The sequence below is a fragment of the Lysobacter sp. yr284 genome (assembly GCF_900107375.1).
GTDB lineage: Bacteria > Pseudomonadota > Gammaproteobacteria > Xanthomonadales > Xanthomonadaceae > Lysobacter.
In genome coordinates this window covers 20,271-37,053 of sequence record NZ_FNPT01000032.1, presented here as the reverse complement: position 1 = coordinate 37,053, position 16,783 = coordinate 20,271, and the positions used below count along the sequence as shown (strand labels likewise).

At 70.3% G+C, this 16,783-nt stretch carries 12 protein-coding genes and 1 pseudogene; 9 read left to right on the top strand and 4 right to left on the bottom strand.

Annotation, left to right across the window (positions count from 1 at the left end):
• The 5 genes from BLV01_RS24210 to BLV01_RS24190 all read left to right on the top strand — a co-directional run.
• Positions 1-357, top strand: a 357-nt coding sequence (locus BLV01_RS24210) for a proprotein convertase P-domain-containing protein (protein WP_175486244.1), incomplete at its 5' end; no start/stop codon positions are given.
• A gap of 819 nt (positions 358-1,176) precedes the next feature.
• Complete coding sequence (locus tag BLV01_RS26660; RefSeq protein ID WP_217633583.1) at positions 1,177-3,192, top strand: proprotein convertase P-domain-containing protein; 2,016 nt, start codon at positions 1,177-1,179, stop codon at positions 3,190-3,192.
• Positions 3,193-3,598: 406 nt separating this feature from the next.
• Entirely contained in the window at positions 3,599-5,881 is a 2,283-nt protein-coding gene (locus BLV01_RS27155) for a M14 family zinc carboxypeptidase (protein ID WP_091806334.1), read from the top strand.
• A 688-nt stretch (positions 5,882-6,569) separates the two neighbouring features.
• Positions 6,570-8,216 (top strand): M20/M25/M40 family metallo-hydrolase, encoded by a 1,647-nt coding sequence (locus BLV01_RS24195; RefSeq protein WP_139179176.1) that lies wholly within the window; start codon positions 6,570-6,572, stop codon positions 8,214-8,216.
• A gap of 450 nt (positions 8,217-8,666) precedes the next feature.
• Positions 8,667-9,908: a M20/M25/M40 family metallo-hydrolase gene (locus BLV01_RS24190; RefSeq protein WP_175486242.1), complete on the top strand. Its 1,242-nt coding sequence runs from the start codon at positions 8,667-8,669 to the stop codon at positions 9,906-9,908.
• Positions 9,909-10,028: 120 nt separating this feature from the next.
• On the opposite strand, the gene BLV01_RS24185 is transcribed toward BLV01_RS24190, so the two are convergent.
• From BLV01_RS24185 to wrbA, 4 genes are all read right to left on the bottom strand, one after another.
• The gene (locus BLV01_RS24185; RefSeq protein ID WP_139179170.1) at positions 10,029-10,697 is read right to left on the bottom strand and encodes a hypothetical protein; all 669 of its coding nucleotides are present in this window, start codon (positions 10,695-10,697) and stop codon (positions 10,029-10,031) included.
• 273 nt (positions 10,698-10,970) lie between these two features.
• A complete protein-coding gene (locus tag BLV01_RS24180; RefSeq protein ID WP_091806323.1) occupies positions 10,971-11,456 on the bottom strand; it encodes an asparaginase domain-containing protein in 486 nt (161 codons plus the stop codon).
• A 210-nt stretch (positions 11,457-11,666) separates the two neighbouring features.
• The gene (locus tag BLV01_RS27205; RefSeq protein WP_343124266.1) at positions 11,667-12,176 is read right to left on the bottom strand and encodes a DUF2069 domain-containing protein; all 510 of its coding nucleotides are present in this window, start codon (positions 12,174-12,176) and stop codon (positions 11,667-11,669) included.
• On the bottom strand, positions 12,173-12,766 hold the full coding sequence (gene wrbA / locus BLV01_RS24170) for an NAD(P)H:quinone oxidoreductase (protein ID WP_091806320.1): 594 nt from the start codon (positions 12,764-12,766) through the stop codon (positions 12,173-12,175). The genes BLV01_RS27205 and wrbA overlap by 4 nt, the downstream gene beginning before the upstream one ends.
• A 326-nt stretch (positions 12,767-13,092) precedes the next feature.
• On the opposite strand from wrbA, the gene BLV01_RS24165 reads away from it, so the two are divergent.
• The 4 genes and pseudogenes from BLV01_RS24165 to BLV01_RS24150 all read left to right on the top strand — a co-directional run bounded on the left by BLV01_RS24165 (position 13,093) and on the right by BLV01_RS24150 (position 16,625).
• A complete protein-coding gene (locus BLV01_RS24165) occupies positions 13,093-14,364 on the top strand; it encodes a YihY family inner membrane protein (protein ID WP_091806317.1) in 1,272 nt (423 codons plus the stop codon).
• Positions 14,361-14,963, top strand: a pseudogene (locus BLV01_RS24160) (TlpA disulfide reductase family protein); the annotation flags it as partial. The gene BLV01_RS24165 and the pseudogene BLV01_RS24160, both read left to right, overlap by 4 nt.
• Before the next feature lie 80 nt (positions 14,964-15,043).
• Positions 15,044-15,313, top strand: coding sequence for an acylphosphatase (gene yccX / locus BLV01_RS24155; RefSeq protein ID WP_091806311.1), 270 nt, complete (start codon positions 15,044-15,046; stop codon positions 15,311-15,313).
• A 232-nt stretch (positions 15,314-15,545) separates the two neighbouring features.
• Positions 15,546-16,625, top strand: coding sequence for an SRPBCC family protein (locus BLV01_RS24150; protein WP_091806308.1), 1,080 nt, complete (start codon positions 15,546-15,548; stop codon positions 16,623-16,625).
• The last annotated feature ends 158 nt before the right edge of the window (positions 16,626-16,783 follow it).

Below are 16,783 nucleotides of genomic sequence, written 5' to 3'. Positions count from 1 at the left end.
AGCAGCGGCGCGCAGACCTACACCAACGGCACCGACGCCAACATCCCGGACAACAACGCCACCGGCGTCGCCAGTTCGATCAGCGTCAGCGGCCGTACCGGCAACGCGCCGAGCAACACCCAGGTCGCGGTCGACATCGTCCACACCTACCAGGGCGACCTGATCGTCGACCTGATCGCGCCGGACGGCTCGGTCTACAACCTGCACAACCGCACCGGCTCGAGCACCGACAACATCAAGAAGACCTATACGGTGAACCTGTCGAGCGAAGCCTTGAACGGCACCTGGAAGCTGCGCGCGGCCGATCGCGCGTCGGTGGACACCGGCTACATCAACAGCTGGAGCATCACCTTCTGATCGCGGCCGCGCGGCCGTAACGGCCTTCGTCGCGATACCAAAGCCCCGGCTCCGGCCGGGGCTTTTTCGTTGCGGTCGCGGCGCGGCGCGGACGTCGCTTGGTGACGGTCGCATCGCAGGTGCGTCGTCGCGGTCGCGGCTCGCGCGGTTGCGCGGCCAGGCCGCGCGACGGCCGAAGCGACTGTAGGAGCGGCGCGAGCCGCGACCGCGACAGTACGGCTACGACGAAACATTCGATGCGCGCGGCGCCCCCGCGGCCGCGGCTCGCGCCGCTCCCGCGGCCGTCGCGCCGGAAAATTTCCGCACAGGCGTTCGCGTCTGCGCCTCCCTACCTCGAAGTTCCGGCTCATCGTGCGCTTCGCCGCATTCTGAATTCGCGCGCGTTCTCAATTCCGATTTCCCGTTTCGGCCACCGATTTCTTCCGCAACAAATCTTCGTCGTATGCGTGACGCGATGCACGGATGCGATGTGGAACCGGCGGATTTGCGTCTTGTTGTGCGCGACGAGGGTGATTCACAGTCGCGCCGTGGCCCATTCGACGAACCCCGACGCCACGCGCAACGACACGCCGGCAAGGCACTGCGGCGTAACACCGCAATCGCTACGACGAAGCGCTTCAAAGGCACGCCTGCGCCCGCGCAGGCCGCTGTACACGCAAGCCTGCCGTACACGCACGCTGTAGGGGGAAGCATGCGGCAATGCCCGCCTCACTCACTGGAGCATCCAGTTCCCACGGCCCGACCCGACGTCGTTCGCCATCCAGCACCGGCCACGCCGGGCGTCGCGGTCATGCCCCACATCACGGACGGAGAGACGCAATGAAACGCATTTGTGGTTCCCTGGTGTTGCTCGCCATGTCGATCAGCGCGGCGCTCGCCGCGCCGGCCTCGCGCCCGGCGGCGTTCGACTACGCCAATCTTTCCAGCGTCGACAAGGTCGCCCTGCGCACCATGCCGGCGGTCGACGTCGCCAAGGCCAAGGCCGAAGACCTGCAGCGCGACAAGCGCGGCGACATCCCGCGCTTCGCCCTGGCGATGGACGTGGACATGACCCCGCAGAACTCCGGCGCGTGGGAATACACCGCCGACGGCCAGTTCGCGGTGTGGCGCCAGCGCGTGCGCTCGGAGAAGGCGCTGTCGCTGAACTTCGGTTTCACCGACTACCACATGCCCGCCGGCGGCCGCCTGCTGGTGTATCCGGCGACCCAGGCGCCGGCCGGCGATCGCGGCCTGATCAGCCAGTACGACGCCAGCAACAACAACCCGATGCGGCAGCTGTGGACCGCGGTGGTGCCGGGCGCCGAGGCGGTGATCGAAGTGGTCGTGCCGCGCGACAAGGTCGGCGAGCTCAAGCTGCGCCTGACCAAGGTCAACCACGACTACGTCGGCTTCGGCCCGCTCGCGCGCCGCCTGGCCGCCGCGTCCGGCGAGAAGGGCGTGTCGGGTTCGTGCAACATCGACGTGGTCTGCCCCGAGGGCGACGGCCGCCGCGACATCATCCGCGCGGTCGGCGCGTACTCGAAGAACGGCACCCTGGCGTGCACCGGTTCGCTGGTGAACAACACCGCCAACGACAAGAAGATGTACTTCCTGACCGCGCACCACTGCGGCATGGGCACGGCCTCGACCGCCGCGTCGATCGTGGTGTACTGGAACTACCAGAACTCGACCTGCCGCGCGCCGAACACCCCGGCCAGCGGCGCCAACGGCGACGGCTCGATGAGCCAGACCCAGACCGGCTCGACGGTCAAGGCGACCTACGCCACCTCCGACTTCACCCTGCTCGAGTTGAACAACGCCGCCAACCCGGCGTTCAACCTGTTCTGGGCCGGTTGGGACCGCCGCGACCAGAACTATCCCGGCGCGATCGCCATCCACCATCCCAACGTCGCCGAGAAGCGCATCAGCAACTCGACCAGCCCGACCTCGTTCGTGGCCTGGGGCGGCGGCGCCGGCACCACCCACTTGAACGTGCTGTGGCAGCCCAGCGGCGGCGTGACCGAGCCCGGTTCCTCGGGTTCGCCGATCTACAGCCCGGAAAAGCGCGTGCTGGGCCAGCTGCACGGCGGCCCGTCGAGCTGCAGCGCCACCGGCGCCAACCGCAGCGACCAGTACGGCCGCGTGTTCACCTCGTGGACCGGCGGCGGCGCCGCGGCCTCGCGCCTGAGCGACTGGCTCGACCCGGCCAGCACCGGCGCGCAGTTCATCGACGGCCTGGATTCGGGCGGCGGCACGCCGAACACGCCGCCGGTGGCGAACTTCACCTCGACCACCAGCGGCCTGACCGCGACCTTCACCGACAGCTCCAGCGACAGCGACGGCTCGATCGCCTCGCGCAGCTGGAACTTCGGCGACGGCAGCACCTCGACCGCGACCAATCCGAGCCGTACCTACGCCGCGGCCGGCACCTACACCGTCACCCTGACGGTGACCGACAACGGCGGCGCCACCAACACCAAGACCGGCTCGGTCACGGTGTCCGGCGGCCCGGGTGCGCAGACCTACACCAACGACACCGATGTGGCGATCACCGACAACGCGACGGTGGAAAGCCCGATCACCGTGTCCGGCCGCAGCGGCAACGGCTCGGCGACCACGCCGATCCAGGTGACGATCTACCACACCTACCGCAGCGACCTGAAGGTCGATCTGGTCGCGCCGGACGGCACGGTCTACAACCTGCACAACCGCACCGGCGGCAGCGCCGACAACATCATCCAGACCTACACCAAGGACCTGTCGAGCGAAGCGCTCAACGGCACCTGGAAGCTGCGGGTGAACGACAACGCCACCGCCGACACCGGCCGCATCGACAAGTGGAGCATCACGTTCTGATGCGCACGGTTTGACCCGTACCACGCCGCGGCCTTCGGGCCGCGGCTTTTTTCAGGGCCTGCAATGTCCCGTATCCCCCTGTAGGAGCGGCGCAAGCCGCGACCGCGACACCGCGACCACGATGCAAGCCGCCATCGCGCGGCGGCGGTCCACGCCGGTTGCGGATGGGTTCGCCGTAGTCGCGATGTCGCGGTCGCGGCTTGCGCCGCTCCTACAGGGAGCGAGGCGACGCCGCGAACTGTGCGCCACTTCGCACAGCTGCGAACTGCTGGTCCGCTTCACGAAAGCAGCCACGTTAAGCGCCGCGCGGCGCTTGTCAGCGCCGGCCGCGCATCCACAGCATGACTCCCGGCACGCGCTCCGCGCGTGACTGCCCACACCGCACCGGTCCATGGAGAGTCTCCCAATGCGCTTCCAATTTGCCGCGCTGCCGCTGTTGCTGGCCCTGTCTGCCAGCGCCGCGGCCGCCGACGACCAACCCGTGTTCGTCACCGCCAAGTACGACAACCCCAAGCAGCTGCAGCGCATCGCGTCGCGCTTCCAGCACTTGATCGTCGACCGCCAGGCCCGGACCGTGAAGGTCGAGGCCATGCCCGAGGACCTGGCCGCGCTGCGCGCGGCCGGCTTCAAGTACGAGGTCGACCAGGAATCCACCGCGCAGATGCAGCGCCTGCAAAGCGCGCTGAAGCAGTCGCTGGGCGGGGCCAAGAGCATCCCCGGCTACACCTGCTTCCGCACGGTCGAAGAGACCTACCAGACCATCGACCAGCTGGTGGCGAGCAAGCCGAACCTGGCCAGCGTGCGCGTCATCGGCCCGAGCTGGCAGAAGACCCAGAACGCCGGCACCGGCTACGACATGAAGGTGTTGAAGCTGACCAACTCGGCCACCGACGCGGCCCTGCCGAACAAGCCGACCCTGGTGTTGTTCGGTTCGATCCACGCGCGCGAGTACGCGCCGGCGGAACTGGTCACCCGCTTCGCCGAAGGCCTGGTCAACGGCTACGGCACCGACGCCGAAGCGACCTGGCTGCTCGACAATTTCGCCTTCCAGCTGGTGCTCAACGCGAATCCCGACGGGCGCAAGAAGGCCGAGGCCGGCTCGTCCTGGCGCAAGAACGTCAACAACAGCAACGGCGGCAGCTGCAGCGCCAGCAGCTACGGCACCGACCTCAACCGCAACTTCCCCTATCACTGGAGCACGGTGCCGGGCGGCTCCAGCGGCAACCAGTGCGTCGAGACCTACCGCGGCCCGACCGCGTCGTCGGATCCGGAAACCCAGAACCTGATGCGTCTGGTCGCCGGCACCCGCGGCAGCAACGGCGTCTACACCGGCGGCATCTTCCCCGACCGCCGTCCCGACGACGTCAGTACGCCGTCGCCGTCCGACTACCAGGGCGTGTTCATCGACATCCACAGCAACGCCGCGCAGGTGCTGTGGTCGTGGGGCGACACCAGCAACCCGGCGCCGAACCGCGACGCGCTGCAGACCCTGGGCCGCCGAATGGCCTATTTCACCGGCTACCGCCCGCAGCAGTCCGACGAGCTGTACGCCACCGACGGCACCACCGACGACACCATGTACGGCCTGCTCGGCGTGCCCAGCTACACCATCGAGCTCGGCGGCAGTTTCTTCGAGAGCTGCAACAGCTTCACCGGCACCACCTTGCCGAACAACCTGCGCACGCTGCGCTACCTGGCGCGCACGCTGTGGGCGCCGCTGCAGTTGCCCAGCGGCCCGGACACCACCTCGGTGAGCCTCTCGTCGTCGTCGGTGCCCGCCGGCACCCCGGTGACCGTCACCGCCAACGTCAACGACGGCCAGTACAACCAGAGCAACGGCAGCGAAGCGGTGCACAACATCGCCTCGGCGCGCGCCTACATCGACACGCCGCCGTGGGCGAGCGGGGCGGTCGGCATCGCGCTGAGCGCCAGCGACGGCAGCTTCAACAGCAGCAGCGAGAACGTGACCGGTTCGATCCCGACCAGCGGCCTGGCCGCGGGCGCGCACACCGTCTACGTGCAGGGCACCGACGCCTCGGGCAAGCCCGGCGCCCCGAACGCCGCGCGCTTCACCGTGACCGGCGGCGGCCCGGGCAACGCGCCGCCGGTGGCGAACTTCAGCAGCACCACCAGCGGGCTCAGCGCGAGCTTCACCGACACCTCCAGCGACAGCGACGGCACCATCGCCTCGCGCAGCTGGAACTTCGGCGACGGCAGCACCTCGACCGCGACCAACCCGAGCAAGACCTACGCCGCGGCCGGCACCTACAGCGTCAGCCTGACCGTGACCGACGACGACGGCAGCAGCAACACCAAGACCGCCTCGGTGACGGTGAGCAGCGGCGGCGCGCAGACCTACAGCAACGGCGCCGACGTGGCCATCGCCGACAACGCGACGGTGGAAAGCCCGATCGTGGTGTCCGGCCGCAGCGGCAACGGCTCGGCCAGCACGCCGGTGCAGGTGACGATCTACCACACCTACAAGAGCGACCTGAAGGTCGACCTGGTCGCGCCCGACGGCACCGTCTACAACATCCACAACCGCACCGGCGGCAGCGCCGACAACGTCATCGGCACCTTCAACAAGGACTTGTCGAGCGAAGCGCTCAACGGCACCTGGAAGCTGCGCGTCAACGACAACGCCAGCGGCGACACCGGGCGCATCGACAGCTGGAGCGTGACGTTCTGATCGGGCTTTGAACGCCGTGAGTTCGCGAAGCCCCGGCCCGCGCCGGGGCTTCGTTTTTTGGCGGCGTGGGCAAGGAATTTCATGCCCGGTGGGTTCGACGGGCCGCTGCGTCGCACCAGATCGAACAGCGTCGGGGCTGAAGCCCCTCCCACCACAGCCGGGCCTTCGCTCTGCAGGTTTGCCTTTGCGGGTTCGCCTTTGTGGGAGGGCCTTCAGGCCCGACGCCTTCGTCCCGGATCGCCGCGCCGTATCGGATCGAGCGGCGTCGGCATCGACGCTTTTCCCACCAGCAGCCAGCTCGAAACGCCAACGCAACCGGCCTCCACTTTCCATCCGCGAAACCCTGAAAATTAAGGGGTTTCGAGCGAAGATATCCATTCGCACGCGCACCGTAAGCGTTTACTGCGCGGTTGCATGACTCCAGTCACGGACGCGAATGTGCGTTCGCTTCGCTTGTCGCTTGTCGCTGCGTGCCCGCGCGCTTAGCGTCGAATCCCGGCGCATCGGATCGTTCTCCCCCGTACGGCTCGAACGCGCTTTCACGCGCAGCAAGCCCTCGCGACGTGCGCGACGCGCACGCCGTTCCGTCCACCGCGTCCGCGCGCCGATGCCGGAGCATCCGCCGCAGGCGCCCGATCCAGGAGCGTCTTCCGTGAAACCGCAATCCGCTTCCCCGTACGCCCGGTCCATGTCTTACCGCCTCGCACCCGTCGCGCTCGCGCTGGCGCTCGCCGCCGCGCTCTCGCCGGCGTACGCGCAAAGCCAGGGCCACGACCACGACCATGCACGCCCCGCCGATGCCAGCGACGATCCGTTCAAGCCGGTCTACATCGTCACCTCGCGCCAGACCTTCGACGCCGGCGTGCAGAGCCTGGCCAAGAACGCCAGCGGGCTGACCAACGCGGTCGGCAAGCCGCTGGTGATCGCCGAGCTCAAGACCCACCAGCTGCCCGACCTGATCCGCCACGTCCACGAGAACGAGAAGCGCTGCGGCGGCTACTTCGCCTTCGACAGCCGCCGCGAGGCCGAGGACTTCGTCAAGGCCGACCGCAGCCGCGAGGCGATCGACACCAAGTTCGCGACCTACACCGTCGACAACCAGGCCACGGTCAATCCCTGGTTGAGCCAGGTCAGCGAAGCCAACATCCGCTCGACCATCAGCCACCTGTCCACGCAGTATCCGAACCGCTACTACGCCTCCAGCCACGGCCGCACCTCGGCGACCTGGATCAAGGACACCTGGCTGGCGCTGGCCAACGGCCGCAACGACGTCAGCGCGGAGCTCTACACCGGCTGCACCAACTGCTCGACCCAGCCGTCGGCGATCCTGACCATCCAGGGCAGCGAACTGCCCAACGAAGTGGTCGTGCTCGGCGCGCACCTGGACTCGATCTCCAGCAGCGGCAGCGGCGATGCGATGAACGCACCGGGCGCCGACGACGACGCTTCCGGCATCGCCACCCTGACCGAAGTGGTGCGCGTGGCCCTGGCCAGCGGCTACAAGCCCAAGCGCACGATCAAGTTCATGGGCTACGCCGCCGAGGAAGTGGGCCTGCGCGGCTCCAAGGCGATCGCCACCGACTTCAAGAACCGCGGCATCAACGTGGTCGGCGTGCTGCAGCTGGACATGACCAACTACCGCAGCGGCGGCGCGAATCCGGTGCGCCTGGTGACCGACTACTCCAACTCCTCGCTGCAGCAGTTCCTGCGCGACCTGCACGCGACCTACCTCGGCGGCACGCTGGGCAGCTACACCTGCGGCTACGGTTGCTCCGACCACGCCTCGTGGACTTCGGCCGGTTTCCCGGCGGCGATCTACTTCGAGAGCGGCACTTCCAGCGGCGGCTACTCGCCGTACATCCACTCGCCCTCGGACACGCTGGCCAACATGGGCAACTCGGCGGCCAACAGCGTGCCGTTCGCCAAGCTCGGCCTGGCCTTCGTCGGCGAACTCGGCAAGACCGCCGGCAGCGGTCCCGGGCCGGGGCCGGGCACCCAGACCTACAGCAACGCCACCGCCTATCCGATCAACGACAACGCCACCGTCGACAGCCCGATCTCGGTGTCCGGCCGCACCGGCAACGGCCCGGCCAACGCGCAGGTGTACGTCAGCATCGTGCACACCTATCGCGGCGACCTGAAGGTCGACCTGGTCGCGCCGGACGGCTCGCTGTACAACCTGCACAACCGCAGCGGCGGCAGCGCCGACAACCTGGAGCAGACCTACACGGTCGACGTGTCGAGCGAGGCGCTCGACGGCCAGTGGAAGCTGCGGGTCAACGACAACGGCCCCGGCGACACCGGCCGCATCGTCAAGTGGAGCATCACGTTCTGACGGCGTCGCTTCGATCGGGCGCTGCGGATTCGGCGGCGTGGGCTCGGCGTTTTCCGAGCCGGCGTCCGCCGACCTGAAGCACTGCGGTCCCGCGCCGCCGCGAGTTCGCGCTTCGTGCGCTCGCGGCGGCGCCTCACCTCTTGGCGAAGACGTTCGCGCCCCGGCCCCGGCCGGGGTTTCTTTTTGGGCGCGCGGCGCGGAAGGCGAGGGCGGATGCGCGCGCCTGGGCGTTCGCGTTCGACTAGGACGCGTCCGATTCGTCGCGTTGCATGACCCCGATCACGCGCGTGCGCGGCAGGCCGCGCGCGTCGCGCGGCAAGCCGGCGCGGCCGCGGCTTAGCGTGGACGCACGGTCGATGGCGCATGCGCGCGCGGCGGCCGGCTCCGCCGCGGGGTCCGCCCGCGCGCGCCACGTCCCGCGCCGCGAGGCGCCGTTTCCTGGAGATCGCCGTGTCCCGCTTCGCTCCGCAATGGTTGTTGTCGCTGGCCGCGTTGGCCGCGGCGCCCGCGTTCGCGTCCGGTCCGGCCGACGGTTCGTCCAAGCCGGTGTTCGTGGTCGCCGCCGAGCGCACGCATCGGGCCGCGCTGGCCGGCGCCGGCGCCCGCCTCAGCACGCTCGCCAGCCACGACGGCGACGCTTTGGCGATCCGCGAAGTGCCGGCCGACCGGCTCGCCGAACTGGCCCGACATGTGCACGAAAAGGAAAAACGCTGCGGCGGGTTCTTCGCCTTCGACAGCCGCGAACAGGCCGAAGCCTTCGTCCGCGACGACCTCAGCGCGCTGGCGGTGTCGGCGCAGGCGGCCAGTTACACGGTCGACAACCAGGCCACGGTGACGCCGTGGCTGGCGCAGGTCCGCGAAGCCAACATCCGCGCCACGATCCGCAGCCTGTCGGGCAACTGGACCACGCGCCACGCCGCCAGCGCCAGCGGCCGCGTCGCGTCGGACTGGGTTCGCGATACCTGGAGGAACCTCGCCGCGCACCGCGCCGACGTCAGCGTCGAACAGGTGGCCTGCGGCAACTGCGGCCAGCAGCCCTCGGTGGTGCTGACCGTGCGCGGCAACGAACTGCCCGGCGAAGTGGTGGTGCTGGGCGCGCACCTGGATTCGCTCGCCAGCGGCGGCGCCAGCGCCGGCGCGCCGGGCGCCGACGATGACGCCTCGGGCGTGGCCACGCTGACCGAAGTGCTGCGCGTGGCCCTGGCCGGCGGCTACAAGCCGCGGCGCACGGTCAAGTTCATGGCCTATGCGGCCGAGGAGATCGGCCTGCGCGGTTCCAACGCCATCGCCAGCGATCATCGCGACCGCGGCGTCGAGGTGGTCGGCGTGTTGCAGCTGGACATGACCAACTACCGCACCGCCGGCGCGGCCGACCTGCGCCTGGTCGGCGACAACTCCAACGCCGGCCTGCAGCAACTGGTGCGCCAGCTGTATTCGCGCTACCTCGGCGGCGGCGCGCTGGCCGAGTACCGCTGCGGCTACGGTTGCTCCTACCACGCCTCCTGGACCGCGGCCGGCTATCCGGCGGCGATGCTGTTCGAAGGCGGCACGGCCACCGGCGGCTACTCGCCGCACATCCACACCCGCAACGACACCCTGGCCAACATGGGCAACTCGGCGGCCAACAGCGTGCCGTTCGCCAAGCTCGGATTGGCGTTCCTGGGCGAGTTGGGCAAGACCTCGGCGTTGTGACGCGGGCGCGGCGCGGCCGGTGCGGGCGCGTCGCGGGCGCAGCGGAATGCATCGGGCTGAAGGCCCTGCCACACGGGGCCTCAGGCGCGAGCGGTCTGCCGATCCGCTACCGCGCCGGCCTCAGCGCGTGCAGCTCTCCTCGTGCGCCATCGCGCCCTTGCGGGCGATGCGCCAGTTGGTGACGTTGCCGAGCGCGTCGGTCTCGAAGGTCAGCTGGGTGTCCTTGCCCTGCGGCGCTTCCACTTCCAGGAACGCGGCGCCTTCGAAGGTCGGGTTCGGCACCTGCTTGACCTTGCCGGCGTAGGCCTTGTTGATCTCGTCGATGCTCAGGCCGATGCGGCCGCCGCCGGGCGCCTGCGCCTTGGGGTCGTAGACGTCGATGCCGGCGAGGCCGTCCTTGCCCATCAGGAAGCCGTACTGGTGGGTGATCGCGCCGCGCACCGGATACAGCAGGAAGCATTGGGCGTCGGGGCGCTGGCCGTTGTTGTCCTTCATCTCGCCGCCCCAGGCGCCGCGCACGCTGGCGGCGTCGGCGCCGAAACGCGCGCTGACCGTGCTGCCGGGCTCGGCGCCGCCGCTGAAGCCGTCGTAGCCGATCGCGTCGCTGCGCACCGCGCGCGCCGGCGGTTCCAGCGGGTTGTCGGCCGCAGCGGAGGTCGCGGCGGGCGCCTTGCCGGTGTCGCCGGCCGCCGCCTGCGCGGACTGGGCCGGCTCGGCGGGTTTCTGGCAGGCCGCCAGGACGAGCAACGCCAACGCGGAAGCCGCCAGGGCCGGAACGGATCGACGCATCTTGGATCACCGCTGGTTTTCGGGACGAAGCGCCGATCCTAATCGATCGGGCGGCGGCACAAGGGCGGTTTCCACATCGGGTGTGGATCGAAATCCGGACCGGGCTCGCGAACCCGGTCACGTCGCGGACGCGGCGGCGCGCACGCCGCGTCCGCCGGCCGCAGGCTCCGGCGCGGCGCGGCCGCACGCCGAAACGACGAGGCCCGGTCCGGCTACGGACCGGGCCTCAGGCCCGCGCTGCGGCGGAATCGTTCCGCCGCGGCGCCCCGAAGGTCAGAGAGCTTCGAAGCGATTGGCCTCGACGTTCTTGCGCACCTTGGCCGGATCCCAGATCCGCCCGTTCATGGCGATGTACACGCCCGGCGGCAGCGACTGCACCGCGCCGACCGCGGTGCCGATGTTGAACTCGGCGTCGGAGCCGCGGAACCGCGCCGGGTTCAGCGCGCCGGTCAGGACGATGGTCTTGTCGGCGATCGTCGCCAGCACCTTGGCGGTCTCGACCATGCTGTCGGTGCCGTGGGTGACCAGCACGTAGCGCGCGTCCTGGGCGGCGATGGTGGCGCGGATCAGTTCGCGGTCCTGCGCGCTGATGTGCAGCGAATCCTTGCGGATGATCGGAATGACGCTGTAGCGGAAGCCTACGCCGAGCTCTTCGAGGATGTGGCCGATCTGCGGTTCGCCGATCTGGTAGTCCGACTTGTCGTCGAAGTAGATCTTGTCGATCGTGCCGCCGGTGGTGACGATGCAGAGCTTGTCCATCTCGGGTGGGTCGCGTGGTCGGGGAGGAGGGGGGTCGATTATAGGACCCTGCGGCAGGGAGTTCCCGGCCGGGGTTCGGCGCTGCGCGGCCCGGCCGCCGCGGGATCGGGGTCGCGGCTGTTGTGGGAGGGCCTTCAGGCCCAACTTTCGTGCCAGGGCGCGGCGATCCGAACGCAGGGCGTCGGGCCTGAAGGCCCTCCCGCAAGGGTTTTACCCGCGCTTGCGTCCCAGCCGCGCCTTCAGCCCGGCCAGGTTGGCCGAGAAGATCACCGCCAGCGCCAGGACCAGCTCGATCCAGGCGTACAGGCGCTCGTCCGGCGAGGACCAGGCCAGCATCACCCCGTGGCAGAACCAGAACAGCGCCAGCACCCCGGCCCAGTAGCCGGCCAGGCGGCTGCGCAGCGCCACGCCGGCCGCCAGCAGCGCCGGCGGCAGCACGAACACCGTCAGCCCGGCGATCCAGTGCCGGCCCGGCAGCAGGTACCAGAACCCGAACAGCGCGGCCAGGGCGAGCAGGCAGACCAGCAGCACCCACTGCGAGCCCGGCCGCGGCGCGGCCGCGGCGGGCGCCGCGGCGTCTTGCCCGGCGCGGCTTTGCGCGACGCCGTCACCGCCAAGGTTCCGCGCGCGGGCGTCGCCGTCCGCGGCGCGCGTGTCGGCGGCGCGCTCGCCCTCACCGGCCTCGTCCGGGCCGGGGCCGCCCGCGCCGGACGCGTTCACGGGCTCACCTTCGCGGTCAGCGCCGCGACCCGGCGCCCCAGCGCGCGCGCCAGCGCGGCCTCGTCGTCGCTGAGTTCAGGATCGTCCTGGGCCCCGGCGACATGGCTGGCGCCATAGGGCGTGCCGCCGCCGCGGGTGCGGCTCAGCGCCGGCTCGGTGTAGGGAATGCCGAGGATCACGCAGCCGTGGTGCAGCAGCGGCACCATCATGCTCAGCAGGGTCGATTCCTGGCCGCCGTGCATGCTCGCGGTGGAGGTGAACACCGCCGCCGGCTTGCCGACCAGGGCGCCGCTGGCCCACTGCGCGCCCAGGCCGTCGAGCCAGTGCTTGACCGGTGCGGCCATGTTGCCGAAGCGGGTCGGGCTGCCGAGCACCACGGCGGCGCATTCGTCCAGGTCGCGCGGCTCGACGTACGGCGCGCCGTCCTCGGGCACCGGCGGCGCCGCGGTCTGGGTGATCGCGGCGACCGGCGGCACCGTGCGCAGCCGCGCGCTCACGCCCTCGACCTCGCCGATGCCGCGCGCGATCTGGCGGGCGAGGCGGGCGACGGAGCCGCCGCGGCTGTAGTAGAGCACCAACACTTCGGTCATCGGATTCTCCTGTGCGCGGGGAAGGATAGAGGAATGCGCGGGGCGCGGCCCTCACCCCGACCCCTGTCCCGCCAGCGGGAGAGGGGCTCAGGCGCTGCGCGGCGGCGGGCGGTGGCTGCGTGCGCGAGCGAAGCGGAGGCCGCGGGCCGCGGCGTGTGGCCGCCTCTCTCCCGCACGCGGGCGCGGAGCCGAAGCGTTGCGCAGCGCCCGCGGTCCCTTCTCCGGCTCGCGCAAGAAGCGGCCCGAAGCGCCTGCCCCTGCGGACGCCGGGGGCGGATGAGGGCCCTGCATCCCGCCCCAACGCCCCATCGGTTACCCTGCGCCCGATGGAGCCATTGGATTCGATCTATCGCTGGAGCGACCGCGTGCGCGACCGCGCGCGCGTGGGTACGTTCTTCCGCTTCCTCGCCCGCCGCTTCTTCGACGACAACCTGTTCCAGGCCGCCGGCGCGCTGTCCTACACCACCGTGTTCGCGCTGGTGCCGCTGTCGATGGTGATGTTCGGCGTGCTGTCGGCGTTCCCGATGTTCGGCGAATGGAGCGACAAGCTCAGCGACTACATCTTCTCCAACTTCGTGCCCTCGGCGGCGCGCTCGGTGGAGTCCTACCTCAAGCAGTTCTCGGCCAACGCCGGCCAGCTCACCGCCGCCGGCGTGATCGCGCTGGTGGTGTCGCTGCTGATCACCCTCAACGGGGTGGAGTCGGCGTTCAACCGGATCTGGCGCGTGCATTCCGCGCGCCCGCGCATCGGCCGCTTCCTGATCTACTGGACCGTGCTGACCCTGGGCGCGCTGCTGGCCGCGGCCAGCCTGGCGATCTCGGCGCGCTTCTTCGCCATGGAAGTGTTCACCACCCAGCCCGGGCGCTGGCTGGAAAGCCTGCTGCTGCGCGGCGCGCCGATGGCGCTGGAGTGGCTGGCGTTCGCGGCGATCTACGTGGTGGTGCCGCACCGCACGGTCAAGTGGCGCCACGCGGTGGCCGGCGCGTTCCTGGCGATGGTGCTGTTCGAGGTGATCAAGGGCGGCATCGGCCTGTACCTGGGCAGCTTCGGCTCGTATTCGAAGATCTACGGCACCCTGGCGTTCGTGCCGATCTTCCTGCTGTGGATCTATCTGAGCTGGGTCGCGGTGCTGCTGGGCGCCTCGCTGGCCTCGTCCATCGCCGCGTTCCGCTACCAGCCCGCGGCGATGCGGCTGCCGCTGGGCTTCGAGATGTACGGCCTGCTGCGGCTGTTGGCGCGCTTCGCCCAGGCGCGCAAGCGCGGGCGCGGGCTGCACATCGACGACATCCAGCAGCTCGAGCCGATGCTGACCGATTCGCTGGTCCAGCAGATGCTCGAACAGCTCGGCGAAATCCAGGTGGTCAGCCGCGCCGAGAGCGGCGAATGGTTGCTCGCGCGCGATCTCGACGAACTCTCGCTGGGCGAACTGTACGAAGCCTGCAACCTGCGCATTCCCATCGCCGAGGCGATGCTGCCGTGCCGCGACGACTCGCTCGGCCAGTCGGCGGTGGCGGCGATGGACGAACTGCGCGTACCGCTGCGCGCGCTGATGAAACGGCGCGTGTCCAGCATCCATGCCGAAGAGGAAGGATCATGAAGTCCAGTCTTGCCCCCGTCCGCGCGCTGCCGCTGTCCGCGCTCGCCCTCGCCGCGGCGCTGTCGCTGTCGCTGGCCGCCTGCAAGCGGCCCGCCGCGCCCGACGCCGCGCCCGCGCCCGCGCAGCCGTCCGCGACGGTGCCGGCACCGGCGCAGACCGCACCGACGCCGGCCGCGCCCGTCGAAGCCGCGCCGGCCGCGGCCGGCATCGGCGACGCGCCGGAACTGCGCATCGCCACCCTCGACGGCAAGACCTACGACCTGGCCGCGCACCGCGGCAAATGGGTGGTGGTGAACTTCTGGGCCACCTGGTGCGCGCCGTGCATCAAGGAAATGCCCGAGCTGTCGGCGCTGGACGCGATGCGCGAGCACATCGAGGTGATCGGCCTGGCCTACGAGGAAATCGACAAGGCCGACATGCAGGCCTTCCTCAAGCAGCACCCGGTGTCGTACCCGATCGCCGTGCTCGACGTAACCGATCCGCCCAAGTCCTTCGACACGCCCAAGGGCCTGCCGATGACCTACCTGATCGGGCCCGACGGCAAGGTGGTGGAGAAGTTCCTCGGCCCGGTCGACGCGAAGAAGCTCGAGGACGCCATCGCCAAGGCCGGCGGGCCCAAGCCCGGCGAGCCGGCGGGCGCGGGCGGCGCGGGCAAGGGCGGCGCCAGCGGCGGCCATTGATGAGCGCCGCGCGCTTCTACGTCGCCGGCAAGGTGCAAGGCGTGTGGTTCCGCGCCGGTACCCGCGAACAGGCGCTGGCGCTGGACCTGCGCGGCTATGCCAACAACCTGCGCGACGGCCGGGTGGAAGTGCTCGCAGTCGGCGAGGACGCGGCGATCGAGCGCCTCGCCCAGTGGTTGCGGCATGGCCCGCCGAACGCGCGGGTGGAACGGGTCGAGCGCGAGCCGGCCGGCGAGAACGAGGCCGGGGACGGCTTCGTCTGCGGCTGAATGGCCAGCCACGGTCCACGAGGCTCGATGTAGCAGCGGCGCGAGCCGCGACCGCGGCACCCCAACTACGCCGTCGGTTTCGCCGTGGCCGCGTTGCCGCGGTCGCGGCTCGCGCCGCCCCTGCGCAAAGCCTGGCGCGGCCTAGGGCCGTCCCTAGCTCGGGCCGCCCCGGATTGGCGCGCGCGCGTCCAGGCAGTGCAATGGCCCGGCCCCCGCGGAAAAGGATGCTCCTGTGCTGCCCATCGACGCCTACCGTCCGACCAGTTTCCCCGTCTGCACGCCGACGCCCCCTCCGGCCGATCCGCGCGCCCCCGAGCTCAAGCCGGTCCAGGCCGATTCCGGCCCCAACCAGTTCGAGATCGGCGTGCAGGGCCCCGACCCCGACCTCGTCGTCGGCGGCAGCCACGACCAACAGGAAAGCCAGCGCGATTTCATGCTCGCCCTGGCCACGCGCGGCTTCGCCAGCTACGCCACCGGCCACACCCCCGGCACCCCGCGCTATCCCGGCGACGGCGACGTGCGCAGCATCCTGCAGGACCTGCAGCCGAACCCGCCGATCGGCGAGGTCGGCCGCGAGGTCACCCGCGCCGTCTACCAGAGCGACATCCCCAACGCCACGCCGCAGGAAGCCTACGACCACTTCGTGCAGAACCCCGAGGAGGTCTTCGGCGCCGGCGGCATGGAAATCCGCCCGCCCGCGCAGAACCTGGAAGACGGCGGCCGCTACATGCTCGAAACCGGCGGCCCGCCGCCGACCTGGCTGCCGGTGGAGATCCGCCTGGACGCGGACAACCGCGCGATCACCATCAACACCCTCGACGGCCACGTCCTGCGCGGCACCCAGACCTTCACCTTCACCGACAACTGCAACGGCGGCACCACCCTGACCCAGGACGCGAGCTTCCAGGCCAGCACGCCGCTGGTCGGCGACATCCAGGAACTGGCTTCGGTCTCGGCCGGCCAGCACAACGCCTGGCAGAACGCGCACCGCGAGATCTACGGCCAGTTCAACGGCGACCAGGGCTACACCGGCATCGGCACCTCGGCGGTGAGCCCGGAACTGATCAAGGGCTGGGGCCAGATGCTGCTCAACATCGCCGCCGACCCCGGCCGCTTCGGCGACGTGCTGCTCGACAGCGGCGGCGAACTGGCCAACGAGACCATCGACCAGTGGGGCGGCTGGGCCGGCGACTTCATGGACTGGGCCGGGATTCCCGGCGGCGGCGTGGTGCGCGATGTCACCGACGCGGTCGGCGACGGCCTGAGCGCCACCGCCGACAAGGTCGGCGACGTCATCGACTTCGTGTTCTGAGCGCGCGCCCGCCGCTCGCGGCGGGCGCGGCCGACTGCCGAGAACATCGGCTGCTACCTGTAGGAGCGGCGCGAGCCGCGACCGCGACAACGCAACTACGCCGAACCTTGCGACGTAGTTGCGTTGTCGCGGTCGCGGCTCGCGCCGCTCCTACACAA